The sequence below is a fragment of the Leifsonia naganoensis genome (assembly GCF_013410615.1).
Classification (GTDB): Bacteria; Actinomycetota; Actinomycetes; order Actinomycetales; family Microbacteriaceae; genus Leifsonia; species Leifsonia aquatica.
Genome location: NZ_JACCHJ010000001.1, coordinates 775,296 through 789,172, shown reverse-complemented (window position 1 = coordinate 789,172; position 13,877 = coordinate 775,296). Strand labels below are relative to the sequence as shown.

The 13,877-nt window shown below is 69.1% G+C and carries 13 protein-coding genes and 1 tRNA gene; 9 read left to right on the top strand and 5 right to left on the bottom strand.

The annotated features are described in order from the left end of the window. Window positions 1-292: 292 nt before the first annotated feature. From HNR14_RS03790 to HNR14_RS03780, 3 genes are all read right to left on the bottom strand, one after another. Window positions 293-369: transfer RNA gene (locus HNR14_RS03790), tRNA-Pro, on the bottom strand. 63 nt (window positions 370-432) lie between these two features. Next, window positions 433-1,416 (bottom strand): metallophosphoesterase, encoded by a 984-nt coding sequence (locus tag HNR14_RS03785; protein ID WP_179699950.1) that lies wholly within the window; start codon window positions 1,414-1,416, stop codon window positions 433-435. Then, complete coding sequence (locus HNR14_RS03780) at window positions 1,416-3,908, bottom strand: transglycosylase domain-containing protein (protein WP_246311514.1); 2,493 nt, start codon at window positions 3,906-3,908, stop codon at window positions 1,416-1,418. The genes HNR14_RS03785 and HNR14_RS03780 overlap by 1 nt, the downstream gene beginning before the upstream one ends. Window positions 3,909-4,020: 112 nt before the next feature. Here HNR14_RS03780 and sp36 point away from each other — a divergent pair, with 112 nt between their 5' ends. Both sp36 and HNR14_RS03770 read left to right on the top strand, forming a co-directional pair. After that, window positions 4,021-4,188 carry a Sp36 family protein gene (gene sp36 / locus HNR14_RS03775; protein ID WP_021765346.1) on the top strand — a complete coding sequence of 56 codons (168 nt, stop codon included), beginning with the start codon at window positions 4,021-4,023 and terminating at the stop codon, window positions 4,186-4,188. Continuing rightward, window positions 4,188-4,658: a RidA family protein gene (locus HNR14_RS03770; RefSeq protein WP_179699948.1), complete on the top strand. Its 471-nt coding sequence runs from the start codon at window positions 4,188-4,190 to the stop codon at window positions 4,656-4,658. Before sp36 ends, HNR14_RS03770 begins: the two co-directional genes overlap by 1 nt. Window positions 4,659-4,717: 59 nt before the next feature. Here HNR14_RS03770 and acs read toward each other — a convergent pair whose 3' ends face one another. Then, window positions 4,718-6,667: an acetate--CoA ligase gene (gene acs / locus HNR14_RS03765; protein WP_179699947.1), complete on the bottom strand. Its 1,950-nt coding sequence runs from the start codon at window positions 6,665-6,667 to the stop codon at window positions 4,718-4,720. A gap of 337 nt (window positions 6,668-7,004) precedes the next feature. Between acs and HNR14_RS03760 the strand changes: the two genes are divergently transcribed. From HNR14_RS03760 to HNR14_RS03745, 5 genes are all read left to right on the top strand, one after another. Then, window positions 7,005-8,009, top strand: a complete 1,005-nt coding sequence (locus tag HNR14_RS03760) for a TadA family conjugal transfer-associated ATPase (protein WP_179699946.1) — start codon at window positions 7,005-7,007, stop codon at window positions 8,007-8,009. Beyond that, the gene (locus HNR14_RS03755; RefSeq protein WP_179699945.1) at window positions 8,006-8,926 is read left to right on the top strand and encodes a type II secretion system F family protein; all 921 of its coding nucleotides are present in this window, start codon (window positions 8,006-8,008) and stop codon (window positions 8,924-8,926) included. Before HNR14_RS03760 ends, HNR14_RS03755 begins: the two co-directional genes overlap by 4 nt. Before the next feature lie 114 nt (window positions 8,927-9,040). Further along, window positions 9,041-9,232: a DUF4244 domain-containing protein gene (locus HNR14_RS03750; RefSeq protein ID WP_051336898.1), complete on the top strand. Its 192-nt coding sequence runs from the start codon at window positions 9,041-9,043 to the stop codon at window positions 9,230-9,232. Beyond that, window positions 9,174-9,590 carry a TadE family type IV pilus minor pilin gene (locus HNR14_RS21125; protein ID WP_281371269.1) on the top strand — a complete coding sequence of 139 codons (417 nt, stop codon included), beginning with the start codon at window positions 9,174-9,176 and terminating at the stop codon, window positions 9,588-9,590. Before HNR14_RS03750 ends, HNR14_RS21125 begins: the two co-directional genes overlap by 59 nt. After that, window positions 9,590-9,979: an Rv3654c family TadE-like protein gene (locus tag HNR14_RS03745; protein ID WP_179699944.1), complete on the top strand. Its 390-nt coding sequence runs from the start codon at window positions 9,590-9,592 to the stop codon at window positions 9,977-9,979. The genes HNR14_RS21125 and HNR14_RS03745 overlap by 1 nt, the downstream gene beginning before the upstream one ends. Here the strand turns inward: HNR14_RS03745 and HNR14_RS03740 are convergent. Then, window positions 9,955-10,206 carry a hypothetical protein gene (locus HNR14_RS03740; protein ID WP_021758055.1) on the bottom strand — a complete coding sequence of 84 codons (252 nt, stop codon included), beginning with the start codon at window positions 10,204-10,206 and terminating at the stop codon, window positions 9,955-9,957. The two genes, HNR14_RS03745 and HNR14_RS03740, sit on opposite strands and share 25 nt — an antisense overlap. 246 nt (window positions 10,207-10,452) lie before the next feature. Between HNR14_RS03740 and topA the strand changes: the two genes are divergently transcribed. Next, a complete protein-coding gene (topA, locus tag HNR14_RS03735) occupies window positions 10,453-13,257 on the top strand; it encodes a type I DNA topoisomerase (protein ID WP_179699943.1) in 2,805 nt (934 codons plus the stop codon). After that, window positions 13,254-13,871: a dTMP kinase gene (gene tmk, locus HNR14_RS03730; RefSeq protein ID WP_021758053.1), complete on the top strand. Its 618-nt coding sequence runs from the start codon at window positions 13,254-13,256 to the stop codon at window positions 13,869-13,871. The genes topA and tmk overlap by 4 nt, the downstream gene beginning before the upstream one ends. Window positions 13,872-13,877 lie beyond the last annotated feature (6 nt).

Below are 13,877 nucleotides of genomic sequence, written 5' to 3'. Positions count from 1 at the left end.
GAATCGCCCTCGCGGCTTCGCGTTCAACGGCGCCCGGGGCCCCTCGCGGCAGGGGCCGGGAAGACACCAGCGACAGACAGCAAAAGGGAGAAGCCAGTTCGCTGCGCGAACCGACTTCTCCCTTTTGCTGTCTGGTCGGGGTGCACCCTCCCGCTACCCCGAACGCCGCCTCACGCTTCGCGTTCAACGGCGCCCGGGGCCCCTCGCGGCAGGGGCCGGGAAGACACCAGCGACAGACAGCAAAAGGGAGAAGCCAGTTCGCTGCGCGAACCGACTTCTCCCTTTTGCTGTCTGGTCGGGGTGACAGGATTTGAACCTGCGGCCTCTTCGTCCCGAACGAAGCGCGCTACCAAGCTGCGCCACACCCCGATGGCCTTGAAGGCCTCAACTAGGATACACGAGCGCGAGGGGTGCTGATGACCACTCGGGCCCTCAGGCTGCCGCCGTCAGCGTCACCAGCGTCGCCTCAGGACGGCACGCGAAGCGCACCGGCGCATAGATCGACGTGCCGAGGCCGGCCGAGACATTGAGGAAGGCGGAGCGGAAGGCATGACGCCAGATGCTCAGGCCCTTGACCTGCTTGCGCGGAATGTCGCAGTTCGTGACGAGGGCGCCGTAGCCGGGTACGCAGACCTGGCCGCCGTGCGTGTGCCCGGCGAAGATCATCGCCGCACCGTAGGTGACGAACGCGTCCAGCACCCGACGATAAGGCGCGTGCACGACCCCGAGCGTGACCGTCGGTCGCGCCACTGCGGGCGCGTCTTCCGGCCAGGTCGCATCGTCGCTGTACGGATCGTCCTCGCGGAGCTCGTCCAGCGCGCCGGGGATGGCCTCCACGCGGTCATAGCGGATGTGCGGGTCGTTGACGCCGAACAGCTCCAGGTGGGTGCCCCGGATGTCGAGCGCGCCGACGGCGTTGTTGAGGTCGAGCCAGCCGAGGTCGCGCATGTATGCCGTCAACGCTGCGTTGTCGAGCCGCGGCGCGGTCGAGCCGTTCTTCTTCGATGGGCCGGAGAAATACTTGAGCGGGTTCTTCAGCTGGGGACCGAAGTAGTCGTTCGAGCCGTGCACGAACACGCCGGGCGTCCCGCGGAAGGCGTCGAGCGCGGCGCGAACGCCGACCAGGCCGTCCTCGTGGCTCAGATTGTCTCCCGTGTCGACGACGAGATCCGGCTTCAGCGCGGCGAGCGAACGCACCCACTCCTGCTTGTCGCGCTGCCACGGCGCCATGTGCAGATCGGAGAGGTGCAGCACCCGGATCGGCTCCGAGCCGGCCGGCAGCACCGGCACCGAGACCTCACGGAGCGTAAAGGCGCGGCGTTCGATGAGCGAGCCGTAGGCGAACGCGGCCGCTCCCGCCGCACCGAGCACCGCGAGCGCGGTACCCAGCGGGCGGAGGGCGGAGCCGCGTCCCACTAGCCGTTGCCCGGTGTCGGCGCTGTGGCAGGTGCAGCCGCCACGGTCAGGGTGATCTGGGTGCCCTGCTTCGCAGCGGTGTTCGCAGCGGGATCCTGGGACTGCACGATCGCATCCCCTCCGCCGCTGCCGGAGATCTTGACGCTGAAGCCCGCTCCCGTCAACGCCTTCTGAGCGTCGGACGCTTTCTGGCCGACCACGTTCGGGACGATGGCGAGAGAGCCGTTACTGGTGAAGATCGTCACGACGGTGCCCTTGCCGACCGAGCTGCCTCCGGCGGGATCCGTGGCCGAGACGGTGCCGGCAGGCTGTGCGGAGTCCTGGGGGCCGCCGTCCGCACTCTCGAGGCCGAGCCCCTTGAGAACGTTCTTCGCCTCGTCCGGCGACTTGCCCGCGAGGTCGGGCACGGTGATCTGGACACCGCGGACGAGCTTGTCCGGCGCGGCCGGGAAGTCGTCCCCGCCGTATTTTCCGACGGCAGCCGACATCATCGCGCGCTGCACAGCGGTACGGGCGAGCGCAGGAGTGGTCCCGTGCGTCGGGTAGATGCGTCGCATGTCCTGGTGACCGGTGATGTTGCCGACCCAGTACGCACCCGCGACCTTCGTCGTGGCGGCGACGAGCCAGAGCTGCTCGTTGCCGTCGGTCGTACCGGTCTTGCCGAGCATGTCCTTGCCGGTGGTGTTCATCCCGGCAGCGGTTCCGCTTTGGACCGGCCCCTGCAGGGCTTTGGCCATGGTGTTCGCCACGGTCGGGTCGATGGACTGCGTGCACTTGGTCGCGGGAGGCGCGACCTCCTTGCCGCTGCCGTCGATGATCTTGTCGATGGCGACGGGGGTGCACGTGAGGCCGTTGTTTGCGATTCCGGCGAACGCGGTGGCCATGGTCAGCGGTGCGATGTTGTTCGTACCGAGCACCGACGCCGGGTCGGAGTTCAGCTCGGCGTTGGTGGCGGTGTGGACGCCGAACGCCTCGGCGTCGTTCTTGATCTCGCACAGGTCCAGCTGCGACGCCATCGAGACGAATGCTGTGTTGATGGAGTTGGTGGTGGCGTTCTGCGCGCTGCGCTGACCTTCTTCGCCGCCCGAGTCGTTCGTCGGCCGGTAGGTGCCGCTCCAGTCGCCCGTGCACGAGTTCTTGAACTTCGTGTACGTGCGGACGTTCGCGTTCACGGTCTCGTTCAGCGAGTGACCTTGCTTGAGCCACTCGGCCAGCGTGAACACCTTGTACGTCGATCCGACCTGGAAGCCTCCGGAGCCGCCGTAGGCGTAGTCCGTCGCGTAGTTGATCGCGCTGAACCTGGCGTCGCTCGCAGCCTCTTCCCCGTCCTGCGTATAGTCCTTGTTCTGCGCCATGTAGAGCACGCGTCCGGTGCCCGGCTGCACACCCACGAGCACGCCGCCGAGGTCGACCTTGTAGGTCTTCGGGACGTAGGAGTTCAAGGTCTCCTCGGCGACCTGCTGCAGGTCGAGGTCGAGTGAGGTGTAGATCTTGTAGCCGCCGCGGTTGAAGTTCGCCGAGCGGGTGTCGTCGTCCTTGCCGAAGGTCGGGTCGTTGAGGATGATCTTCTGCACGTAGTCGCAGAAGTACGCCGAACCGCCTGCCGTCTGGCAACCGCGGACTGACGGGGTGATGACCGGCTGGATGGGCGTCTTGACCGCTTCGTCATACTGCGCCTTGGTCAGCTTCTTGTACTGGTACATCTTCTGCAGGATGTAGTCGCGGCGCTCTTTGTTCTTGGCGTAGCCGTTGGCGGCGCCGTTCGTCTCGGAGTCCGGATTGTCCAGCTTGAGCGAGGTGGGCTCGTTCACGATGGCGAGGAGGCTGGCCGACTGCGCCGGCGTCAGGGCGGCCGCTGTGGTGTTGAAGTAGTAGCGCGCCGCGGCCTCGATGCCGTACACCGAGCCGCCGAAGCCGGCGATGTTGAGGTACCCGACGAGGATCTGGTCCTTTGTGTACTTCTTCTCGAGCCCGATGGCGTACTTCATCTCCTTGACCTTGCGGTCGGGGGTGACGCCCGTCGAGTCGTCGACGCAGTTCTGGTACGCCTTCTTCTGCTCGTCGGTCTTGACGGGCATCGCCTCGCACTTCTGCAGCAGCACGTTCTTGACGTACTGCTGGGTGATGGACGACCCGCCCTGCACCCCGCCGCCGGACACGGTCGACAGGACGCCGCGCATGGTGCCCTGGATGTCGACGCCGCCGTGGCTGTAGAAGCGGGGGTCCTCACCGGCGATCGCCGCATCCTTGGCGGCCTGGGAGATCTGGCCGAAGGTGACGGGGAGGCGGTTCTGGGAGTAGAAAGTCGCGAGAGCGCGGTCGGAGCCGTCGGAATTCTTCGCGTAGATGGTGGTCGGCTGGGCGAGCGTGCCGATCTCGAGGTACTCGGGAAGGCCCTCGAACACGCCGATGCCGTTGTTGGCGGCCATACCGGTCACGGCGATCGCCGGCGTGACAGCGGCAGTGACCAAGAGCCCAGCGACGGCGCTCATACCGAGGAATCCCCCGAGTGCGCCGAGCATAACTCTAGCCCGTGGTTTTTTCGCAGACATAGGATCAGAGTAGGTGATCAACCTGATAAACGCCCCGAACGCAAGGAGCACGATGCCGCGCTGGGAATACCTCACGACGCCCCTGATGATCCACAACACCGCCGCCATCCTCAACAACTGGGGCTCGGAGGGGTGGGAGTTGGTCCAGGTGGTGACCGGTCCGGAGGGCGGTCTGGTGGCCTACCTCAAGCGTCCGGTGACCGACGGGGCGGACGCCTGATGGGCGCCGTCGAGGCGCGCCTGGTAGAGCTCGGGATCGACATCCCGAGCGTCGTGCCGCCCGTCGCCGCGTACACGCCCGCCGTGATCGACGGCCACCACGTCTACACGTCCGGCCAGCTGCCGATGGTGTCGGGCGCGTTGCCCGCGACCGGCAAGGTCGGTGAGGGGCACGGTCTGATCCCGGCCGCCGATGCCAAGGAGTACGCCCGCACGAGCGCCCTCAACGCCCTCGCAGCGGTCAAGAGCGTCCTCGGCTCCCTCGACCGGGTGACCCGCGTCGTCAAGGTCGTCGGCTTCGTCGCGTCCGACCCGGCGTTCACCGGTCAGCCCGGTGTCATCAACGGCGCCTCCGAGGTGCTCGGCGAGATCTTCGGCGATGCGGGTGTGCACGCCCGGTCGGCGGTCGGCGTCGCGGTGCTCCCACTCGACTCGCCCGTCGAGGTCGAGATCGTCGTCGCGTTCGAGTAGAGCGTCGACAACGCGAAGGGGCGGTGCCGCACGGCACCGCCCCTTCGTCGTCTCTTCGGCTAGGAGAGCTTGCTCTGGATGGAGCTCATCACCGCGGTGTCGGCGAGGGTCGTCGTGTCGCCGACCTCCCGGCCCTCGGCGACGTCCTTGAGCAGGCGGCGCATGATCTTCCCGGAACGCGTCTTGGGCAGCTCGGTGACGACGAAGATGTCGCGCGGGCGGGCGATCGCCCCGATCTGCTCGGCCACGTGCTTGCGAAGCTCGGCCGCCACATCGATCGACTGCGCGGTCTCGAGCTGGTTCTCCTTGATGATGACGAAGGCGACGACGGCCTGGCCGGTCGTCTCGTCCTCCGCTCCGACCACCGCGGCCTCGGCGGTGAGGGGATGGGCGACGAGCGCCGACTCGATCTCCGCCGTGGAGAGACGGTGACCGGAGACGTTCATGACGTCATCGACCCGACCCAGGAGCCAGATCTCGCCGTCCTTGTCGTAGCGCGCACCGTCCCCGGCGAAGTACTTGTCACCGAACTTCGACCAATAGGTCTCGACGAAGCGGTCGGGATCGCCCCAGATGCCGCGCAGCATGCTCGGCCACGGCTCGGTGACCACGAGGAGGCCGCCCTGATCCTTGCCGACCTCGACGCCGGCCTCGTCGAGGATGGCGATCGAGACACCCGGCAGCGGGACCTGCGCGCTTCCCGGCTTGAGGGTGGTGACGCCGGGCAGAGCGGAGATCATGATGGCGCCCGTCTCCGTCTGCCACCAGGTGTCGACGATGGGAGTCCCGCCGCCGCCGATGACATCCCGGTACCACATCCACGCCTCGGGGTTGATGGGCTCGCCCACCGAGCCGAGTACGCGGAGGCTGGACAGGTCGAACCGCTGCGGGTGCTGGCGACCGAGCTTCATGAACGAGCGGATCGCGGTCGGGGCGGTGTAGAAGATCGAGACCTTGTACTTCTCGATGATCTCCCACCAGCGGCCGGGATGCGGGGTCTCCGGGGTGCCCTCGTACAGCACCTGGGTGGCGCCGTTGGCGAGGGGACCGTAGACGACGTAGCTGTGGCCGGTGATCCAGCCGACATCGGCCGAGCACCAGTACACGTCGCTCTCGGCGTGCAGGTCGAAGACGTTCTTGTGGGTGAACGAGGCCTGCGTCAGGTAGCCGCCGGAGGTGTGCAGGATGCCCTTCGGCTTGCCGGTGGTGCCGGAGGTGTAGAGGATGAACAGCGGCTGCTCGGCAGGGAACGCCTTGGCCACGTGATCGGCGTCGACCTGGGCGATCTCGTCCTGCCACCAGAGGTCGCGGCCGTCGGTCCACGCCACCTCGTTGCCGCCGCGCTTGACGACGAGCACGTGCTCCACGCTGCTCTCGGCACCGGTCAGCGCGGCATCCACCGCGTCCTTCAGCGGGAACACGCGGCCCTTGCGCCAACCGCCGTCGGCGGTGATGACGAGCTTCGCCTCGGCATCGTCGATGCGCGAGCGCAGGCTCTCGGCGCTGAAGCCGCCGAAGACGACGGAGTGCACCGCGCCGATGCGCGCCACGGCGAGCATCGCGATGACGGCCTCGGGGATCATCGGCAGGTAGATGGCCACGCGGTCGCCCGCCTGGATGCCGAGGCTGGTCAGCAGGTTGGCGGCCTTCTTCACCTCGGCGGTGAGCTCGGCATAGGTCAGCGAGACCGAGTCGCCCGGCTCGCCCTCCCAGTGGATCGCGACGCGGTCGCCGTTGCCGGCGAGCACGTGACGGTCGAGGCAGTTGTACGCGACATTGAGCTCGCCGTCGTCGAACCACTTCGCGAACGGCGGGTTGGTCCAGTCGAGCGTCCGCGTGAACGGCTTGTGCCAGTGGAGGAGCTCGCGGGACTGGTCGGCCCAGAATCCGAGGCGGTCCTCGGACGCGCGTTCGTAGAGATCGGCGGTCGCCACGGCATTCGCGGCGAACTCCTCGCTCGGCGAGAACCGTCGGGCTTCATGGAGCAGGTTGTCGATTGTGTTGCTCATGGGGAGTCTGTTCGCTCCTTTGCGATGCTGATTGTTCTGTCGTGGCGCGACAATGCCTGACTCTACAACCTCACGAAGACCTCCCTCGCGGAGACTTGCGTTTGCATTGATTCTGCGTAAACTTGGACCCGGCCGAATGTAAATTCGTGCGTGCGGCGCAAACGATTCCCCCCAATCCTGCGCCGCAGTGGCCGCACCTGTTCCCCCCAATAGGTGCGGCCCCCCTTTTTTAACGACCTGTTACATCGCTCGCCTACAACGCTGTGGGGAAACGGGCTTTTCCACAGATCGGCCGATCGAGCGGCCCGGCCCTCTCGGTATCGGATTGTCTCGGGGGATGTTCACCGAATCACGCCGGCCTCCGCCCGCCGAGCCGGGGCTCTGGGAGACCTTCGGCGTCCTCACGCCGTACCTCCTGCGTCCCGGCATCACCGACCTGTTCATCGCCGCGACCGGCGAGCTGTGGAGCGACGGCGGGCCGGGCGGTCTGGAGCGCATCGGCGACTGGCAGGCGGACGAACCGGAGGTGCGGCGCCTCGCGGTGCAGCTCATCGCCCGGGGCGGGCGGCACATCGACGAGGCGACGCCGTTCGTCGACGTGCGTCTCCGCGGCGGAGTGCGCGTCCACGCCGTGCTGCCGCCCGTGTCGACCGGAGGGACGCTGCTCTCCATCCGCATCCCGAGCCCCGAAGTACTGACGCTTCCCGATCTCGTGGCGGCGGGATCGCTCAGCCCGCCTCAGCGCGCGGTGCTCGATCGTGCGGTCGCCGCCCGCACCAACCTCCTCGTGACGGGCGCCGGCGGCGCGGGCAAGACGACGCTCCTGGCGGCCGTTCTCGCCCATGCACCGCCCTCCGAGCGCATCGTGGTGATCGAGGATGTCGCGGAGCTGCGCATTCCGCATCCGCATGTCGTCGGACTCCAGGCGCGGCAGCCGAACCTGGAAGGCGCGGGCGGCGTCGATCTGCGCCGTCTCGTGCGGGAGGCGCTCCGCATGCGCCCGGATCGTCTGGTCCTGGGGGAGTGCAGGGGAGAGGAGATTCGAGATCTCCTGGCTGCGCTCAACACGGGGCACGACGGCGGTGCGGGCACCCTCCACGCGAACTCGCTGCTCGACGTGCCGGCACGCTTGGAGGCGCTCGGTGCGCTCGCAGGTCTGAGCGAGCACGCTCTGGCCCGGCAGGCGGTCAGCGCGATCGGCCTGGTCGTCCACGTCGAGCGCAGCGGGACCAGTCGGCGCGTCGCCGGCTTCGCGCGACTGGCCGTCGGAGCGGACGGACGGCTCGGGGTCCGTGCGCTGACGGTCGCCGAAGACGATGCCCCCGCGGGGAGCGGGGGATGAGCCGGCTGCGCGACAGGGAGGACGAGGCCGACCGGATCGCGTCCGCCGCCGAGGGGCTGGCCGTCCTGCTCGACGCCGGCATCGCGCCGTCGTCGGCGTGGCGACATGTCGGGCGAGCGAGCCCGCACCCGGTCGTCCGGCAGGTGGCGGCCCGCATCGAGGGCGGCTCGACCGTCGAGGATGCACTCGCGGCTGAGGCCGGTGTGTCAGGGAGCGACGGCGGCGTGGCGGCCCTGTCGGCCGTGTGGAGGGTCGCCGTCGCGGCGGGGTCGCCGCTGAGCCCGGCACTCCGTGGAGCAGCGGCGGCCCTTCGCGACAGAGCAGAGGTCGCCCGCGAGGTGGAGGTCGCGCTCAGCGGACCTCGCTCGACGGCCCGGCTGGTGGGGTGGCTCCCCCTCGTCGGCCTCGGGTTCTCCCTCCTCCTGGGCGTCGACGTACTGGGCGTGCTGACCGGCTCGCCCGTCGGGCTGGGGCTGCTCGGGGCGGGAGGGGCGCTGGGCGTCGTGGGCCGGATATGGACGGCGGCCCTCGTGCGGCGAGCGACGCCGCGAGGCGGGGTCCCCGGCCTGGAGGAGGAGCTCATCGTGATCGCGCTGAGCTCGGGGCTCTCGATCGAGCGGTCCCGGCGGCTGGCCGCCGAGGCGTTCGGCATGGCCGAGCTCGGGACGGCCGAGAGCTCCGCGGTCGACGGCGTGCTCGAGCTCGCCGAGCGCGCCGGTGCCCCCGCCGCCGAGCTGCTCGCGTCCGCAGCGGAGCAGCACCGGCGCTCCGCTCGGGCCTCGGGCCGCCGTGCAGCCGCCGACCTCGGCGTCCGGCTCCTTCTACCGCTCGCGCTGTGCGTTCTCCCCTCGTTCCTTCTCCTGGGCGTCGCGCCGATGGTGCTCGGTCTCATCTCCTCCACCGTCGAGGGCTTCTGACATGTTCTCCACCGATTCAGGTTTCCCGGACCACCGGGTCCGCCAGCGTCGAAAGATGGAAACACGCACCGCGACCAACGGAGCGGGCGTCCGAACAGAGGGGGAGCGATCGACATGGACGGATGGGGACGAGGACGAGTGCGGGACGCGCTGCAGGATGAGAAGGGAGCTGCGACGGCGGAGTACGCGATCATCACCGTGGCCGCGGTGGGTATCGCCGGGCTCCTCGCGCTCGTGCTCCGCAGCGATGAGGTGCGCGGACTCCTCACGGACCTGGTGCACCGTGCGCTCACCATCGCCGGCTGAGGGCGACCGCGGGAGTGTGACGGCGGAGTTCGCCGCTGCCCTCCCCGCGGCGCTCGTCTGCCTGGCCGTGGGTGTCGGAGCTGTGCAGGCGGGCGGGCAGCAGCTCCGGTTGATCGATGCGGCCGCCGTCGATGCGCGCATGCTCGGACGCGGAGACGAGCCGAGGGGGCCCGGCGCGGACGCGGTGCCGGGGGCGGAGCGGGTCACGGAGCGGGAGCAGGGGATGGTGTGCGTGACGCTGTCCGCGCCGAGCACGATCCTTGGGCTCGGCGGCGCGGGCCTCCGGGTCAGAGGCCGCGCATGCGCACTGGATGAGTCCGCTCAGGAAGCGGGAGCGCCGCTTGGAGGCGACGAGTGATGGCGGTATCGAACCGACGGTGGCGCCCCACCGGAGAAGAGGGAGGGGCGAGTGTGCTGGTTCTCGCGATCGTCGGGGCGCTCGCCGCGGTGCTCGCGGCGGCCCTCGTCGTGAGCGGCGTCCATGTCGGGCAACGACGGGCGGCCGCGGCTGCCGACCTGGCCGCCCTCGCCGCGGCGGATGCGGCCGTCGGCAGAGTGAGCGGGGAGCCGTGCGTGATCGGGGCCCAGGTGGCGTCAGCGAACGGCGCGGCCCTCGATCAGTGCGTCGCGGACGGCGTCCGCGTGCTCGTCGGCGTCGGTGTCGCGCTGCCCGGGGGCCTGCGCGTCACCGGTCGGGCTCGTGCCGGACCGCCTGGAGCGGATCAGTCGAACAGCGTCTCCCGGTAGCGGTAACCGACCGCGCTCGGCCGGTCGGCGTTCGCATCGGCTGATGCGTACTCGGTGTCCGTACCGGAGACCCGGATATAGAGGTAGCGCTTTCCGCCGCCGGCGGCGGTGATCTCCAGGCGGGGGCGCGGGTCGCCGGAGGGGAGGAACTCGGTGGTGATCGTCTTGCCCTCGAGGGGGCCGTCCGTCAGCTTGGCGGTGTACGTCGTCAGTGATGTCGTTGCCATACTTCCATTGTCCTCAGCCCACCCTCCGCCGCAAGAGATCATCGGCTCCCACGGCCTGCGCCCGGAGCGAACGTCGAGGGCCGGATTAGGCACACCGTCGGGCAAGGTGTGTATGGTTTGCCTGTTGGGCCGTCCGGCCCACGCTCGTCCGGCTTTGCGCCGAGGACCGGGCTCCGCGGGTGAACCGCGGGAGCGTGCTACCGACATCGGTCGGGGCGACATCGTCGTACATATAAGAGGAGTCAGGTGCCTGACACGAAGAAACTCGTCATCGTCGAGTCTCCGAACAAGGTGAAGTCGATCGCCCAGTATCTGGGCGACGGATACGAGGTGATGGCCTCCGTCGGCCACATCCGCGACCTGATCGAGCCCAAGAACCTGCCGCCGGAGCTCAAGAAGGGGTCGCTCGGGAAGTTCTCGGTCGACGTCGAGAAGGACTTCGAGCCGTACTACGTGGTCTCCGACCAGAAGAAGAAGACCGTCGCCGACCTCAAACGCGCGCTCAAGAACGCGGACGAGCTCCTGCTCGCCACTGATGAGGACCGCGAAGGAGAGGCCATCGCCTGGCACCTCATCGAGGTGCTCAAGCCGAAGGTCCCCGTCAAGCGCATGGTCTTCCACGAGATCACCCGCGAGGCCATCGAGAAGGCGCGCGACAACACCCGAGAGATCGACACGGCGCTCGTCGACGCCCAGGAGACCCGCCGCATCCTCGACCGTCTGTACGGCTACGAGGTGTCGCCGGTGCTCTGGCGCAAGGTCGGACCGGGCCTGTCCGCCGGCCGCGTCCAGTCCGCCGCAACGCGTCTCGTCGTGGACCGCGAGCGCGAGCGCCTCGCGTTCGTCCCCGCCTCCTACTGGGGCCTGACCGCTCAGCTCGCGCCGGAAGACGCCTCCTCCTTCCAGGCCCGGCTCGCCCGGGTCGACGGATCCCGCGTGGCGACCGGCCGTGACTTCGACGACCACGGCCGCCTCACCTCCGACGCCCGCACACTCGACGAGGACGCCGCGCAGGCGCTCGCCGCGGCGATCCGCCAGCCGAGCACGGTCGTGGCCGTCTCGAAGGTGGACTCCAAGCCGTACTCGCGCCGACCGGCCGCGCCGTTCACGACCTCGACGATGCAGCAGGAGGCCGCCCGCAAGCTCCGCTTCTCGGCCCGCCAGACGATGAGCGTCGCGCAGACGCTGTACGAGAACGGCTACATCACCTATATGCGCACCGACTCAGCGTCGCTGTCGCAGCAGGCGACGACCGCCGCGCGCAACCAGGCAGCCAAGCTCTACGGCCCGGAGACCGTGCCGGAGAAGCCGCGCACCTATGCGTCGAAGAGCAAGAACGCCCAGGAGGCCCACGAGGCCATCCGCCCCTCCGGCGAGGTGTTCCGCACTCCGGCCGAGCTCGAGAAGGTGCTGCGGGGCAACGAGTTCCGCCTCTACGACCTGATCTGGAAGCGCACAGTCGCCTCGCAGATGGCCGACGCCAAGGGGCAGACGGCCTCCGTCACCGTCGAGGCGAAGATCGCCGAGGGAACGCTCGACGGAACCGTCGCAGAATTCACTGCCAGCGGCACCGTGATCACCTTCCGCGGCTTCCTCAACGCGTACGAGGAGGGCAAGGACGAGGAGCGCAACTCCTCCGACGCGGCGGACGCCAAGCTCCCGCCGCTCGAACCGAAGCAGACGCTCGCCGTCGCCGAGGTGGAGGCCGACGGCCACGAGACCACGCCGCCGCCGCGCTACACCGAGGCGAGCCTGGTCAAGACGCTGGAGGAGCTCGGCATCGGCCGCCCGTCCACGTTCGCCAGCATCATCTCCACCATCATCGACCGCGGCTACGTCACCCAGCGCGGCCAGGCGCTCGTCCCCAGCTGGGTCGCGTTCTCGGTCGTCCGGCTGCTGGAGGAGTACTTCGGCGACCTGGTGCAGTACGACTTCACCGCCGAGATGGAGGACGACCTCGACCGGATCGCCGACGGCGCCGCCGAGCGGGTCGACTGGCTGAACAGCTTCTACTTCGGCAGCGACAAGCACAAGGGCCTGCGTCGGGTGATCGACAACCTCGGCGAGATCGACGCGCGCAGCATCAACTCCATCGCCATCGACGACGGCGTGACGCTGCGCATCGGCAAGTACGGTCCTTACCTCGAGGTGGCGGAGCCCGACGCGGCCGAGGATGCGACTCCCCGGCGCGTGAATCTCCCGCCGGAACTCGCCCCGGACGAGCTCACCCCGGCCAAGGCCCACGAGCTGATCGACGCCCCGGTGCAGACCGACCGTGTGCTCGGCTCCAACCCCGAGACCGGCAAGATCGTGCTCGCGAAGGACGGCCGATTCGGTCCCTACGTGACCGAGGCCGATCCCGAAGAGGACCCGCAGGCCGACGCGACGACCGGTGAGGTCGTCGAGAAGAAGAAGCCGGCGAAGAAAGCATCGGCTCCCAAGCCGCGCACGGCCTCCCTCTTCAAGTCGATGGACATCGCGACCCTCGACCTCGAGACGGCGCTCAAGCTGCTCGACCTCCCGCGGGTGGTCGGGATCGACCCCGACAGCGGCGACGAGATCCAGGCGGCCAACGGCCGCTACGGCCCGTACCTGAAGAAGGGCACCGACACCCGTTCGCTCACCAGCGAGGACGACATCTTCACGATCGACCTCGCCGGCGCTCAGGAGCTCTTCGCACAGCCCAAGTACGGCAACCGCCGGGCGTCCAGCGCTCTCAAGGAGTTCGACGCCGACCCGGTCAGCGGCAAGCCGATCAAGGTCAAGGACGGCCGGTTCGGCCCGTACGTGACGGACGGCGAGACGAACGCGACCATCCCGCGCGGCGAGACGGTCGAGGAAGTCGACTTCGAGCGCGCCGTGCAGCTGCTCGCCGACAAGCGCGCCAAGGGTCCCGCCAAGAAGGCCCCCGCGAAGAAGGCGACGACGCGCAAGGCGCCGGCGAAGACGACAGCAGCGAAGACCACGGCAGCCAAGAAGGCCACGACCACGGCGAAGAAGACCACCACGGCGGCCAAGAAGGCCCCCGCGGCGAAGCCGGCGGCCGAGTGAGCGGGCTCTTCATCACGCTGGAAGGCGGGGACGGGGTCGGCAAGTCCACGCAGGCCGCGCTCCTGACGGAGTGGCTGCAATCGGAGGGGCGAACGGTCGTGCGCACCCGAGAGCCCGGCGGCACGGACGCCGGGGTCGAGATCCGCGAGATCGTGCTCCACCACCGCGGCGACATCGCTCCGCGCGCCGAGGCTCTGCTCTACGCGGCCGACCGCGCGCACCACGTGGCCACGCTGGTCCGTCCCGCCCTCGAGCGGGGCGACGTGGTCGTCCAGGACCGCTACATCGACTCGTCCGTCGCCTACCAGGGCGCGGGGCGCGTCCTCGGCGGCGACGAGGTGCGCGACCTCTCCCTCTGGGCGACCGAAGGTCTGCTGCCGGATCTCACGATCCTGCTCGACCTCGACGAGACGACGGCGCGTGCCCGCCTCGACACCTCCCGCACCCGGTACGACCGGCTGGAGGCCGAACGCTCCGAGTTCCACGCCCGCGTGCGTGCCGCCTTCCTCGAGCTCGCAGCGGCGGAACCGGAGCGGTTCCTCGTCGTGGACGCGTCGCGACCCGTCGACGAGATCGCGGCCGACATCCGTCAGCGTCTCGCCGGCCGGGTCTGACCGGGC

What these genes read in the sequence shown, in the direction of transcription:
- HNR14_RS03770 (WP_179699948.1), top strand. Translation starts at nt 4,188, where the DNA reads ATGGGCGCCGTCGAGGCGCGCCTGGTAGAGCTCGGGATCGACATCCCG.
- acs (WP_179699947.1), bottom strand. Translation starts at nt 6,667, where the DNA reads ATGAGCAACACAATCGACAACCTGCTCCATGAAGCCCGACGGTTCTCG.
- HNR14_RS03750 (WP_051336898.1), top strand. Translation starts at nt 9,041, where the DNA reads ATGGACGGATGGGGACGAGGACGAGTGCGGGACGCGCTGCAGGATGAG.
- HNR14_RS03780 (WP_246311514.1), bottom strand. Translation starts at nt 3,908, where the DNA reads ATGAGCGCCGTCGCTGGGCTCTTGGTCACTGCCGCTGTCACGCCGGCG.
- sp36 (WP_021765346.1), top strand. Translation starts at nt 4,021, where the DNA reads ATGCCGCGCTGGGAATACCTCACGACGCCCCTGATGATCCACAACACC.
- HNR14_RS03760 (WP_179699946.1), top strand. Translation starts at nt 7,005, where the DNA reads ATGTTCACCGAATCACGCCGGCCTCCGCCCGCCGAGCCGGGGCTCTGG.
- HNR14_RS03745 (WP_179699944.1), top strand. Translation starts at nt 9,590, where the DNA reads ATGGCGGTATCGAACCGACGGTGGCGCCCCACCGGAGAAGAGGGAGGG.
- HNR14_RS03740 (WP_021758055.1), bottom strand. Translation starts at nt 10,206, where the DNA reads ATGGCAACGACATCACTGACGACGTACACCGCCAAGCTGACGGACGGC.
- HNR14_RS03755 (WP_179699945.1), top strand. Translation starts at nt 8,006, where the DNA reads ATGAGCCGGCTGCGCGACAGGGAGGACGAGGCCGACCGGATCGCGTCC.
- HNR14_RS21125 (WP_281371269.1), top strand. Translation starts at nt 9,174, where the DNA reads ATGAGGTGCGCGGACTCCTCACGGACCTGGTGCACCGTGCGCTCACCA.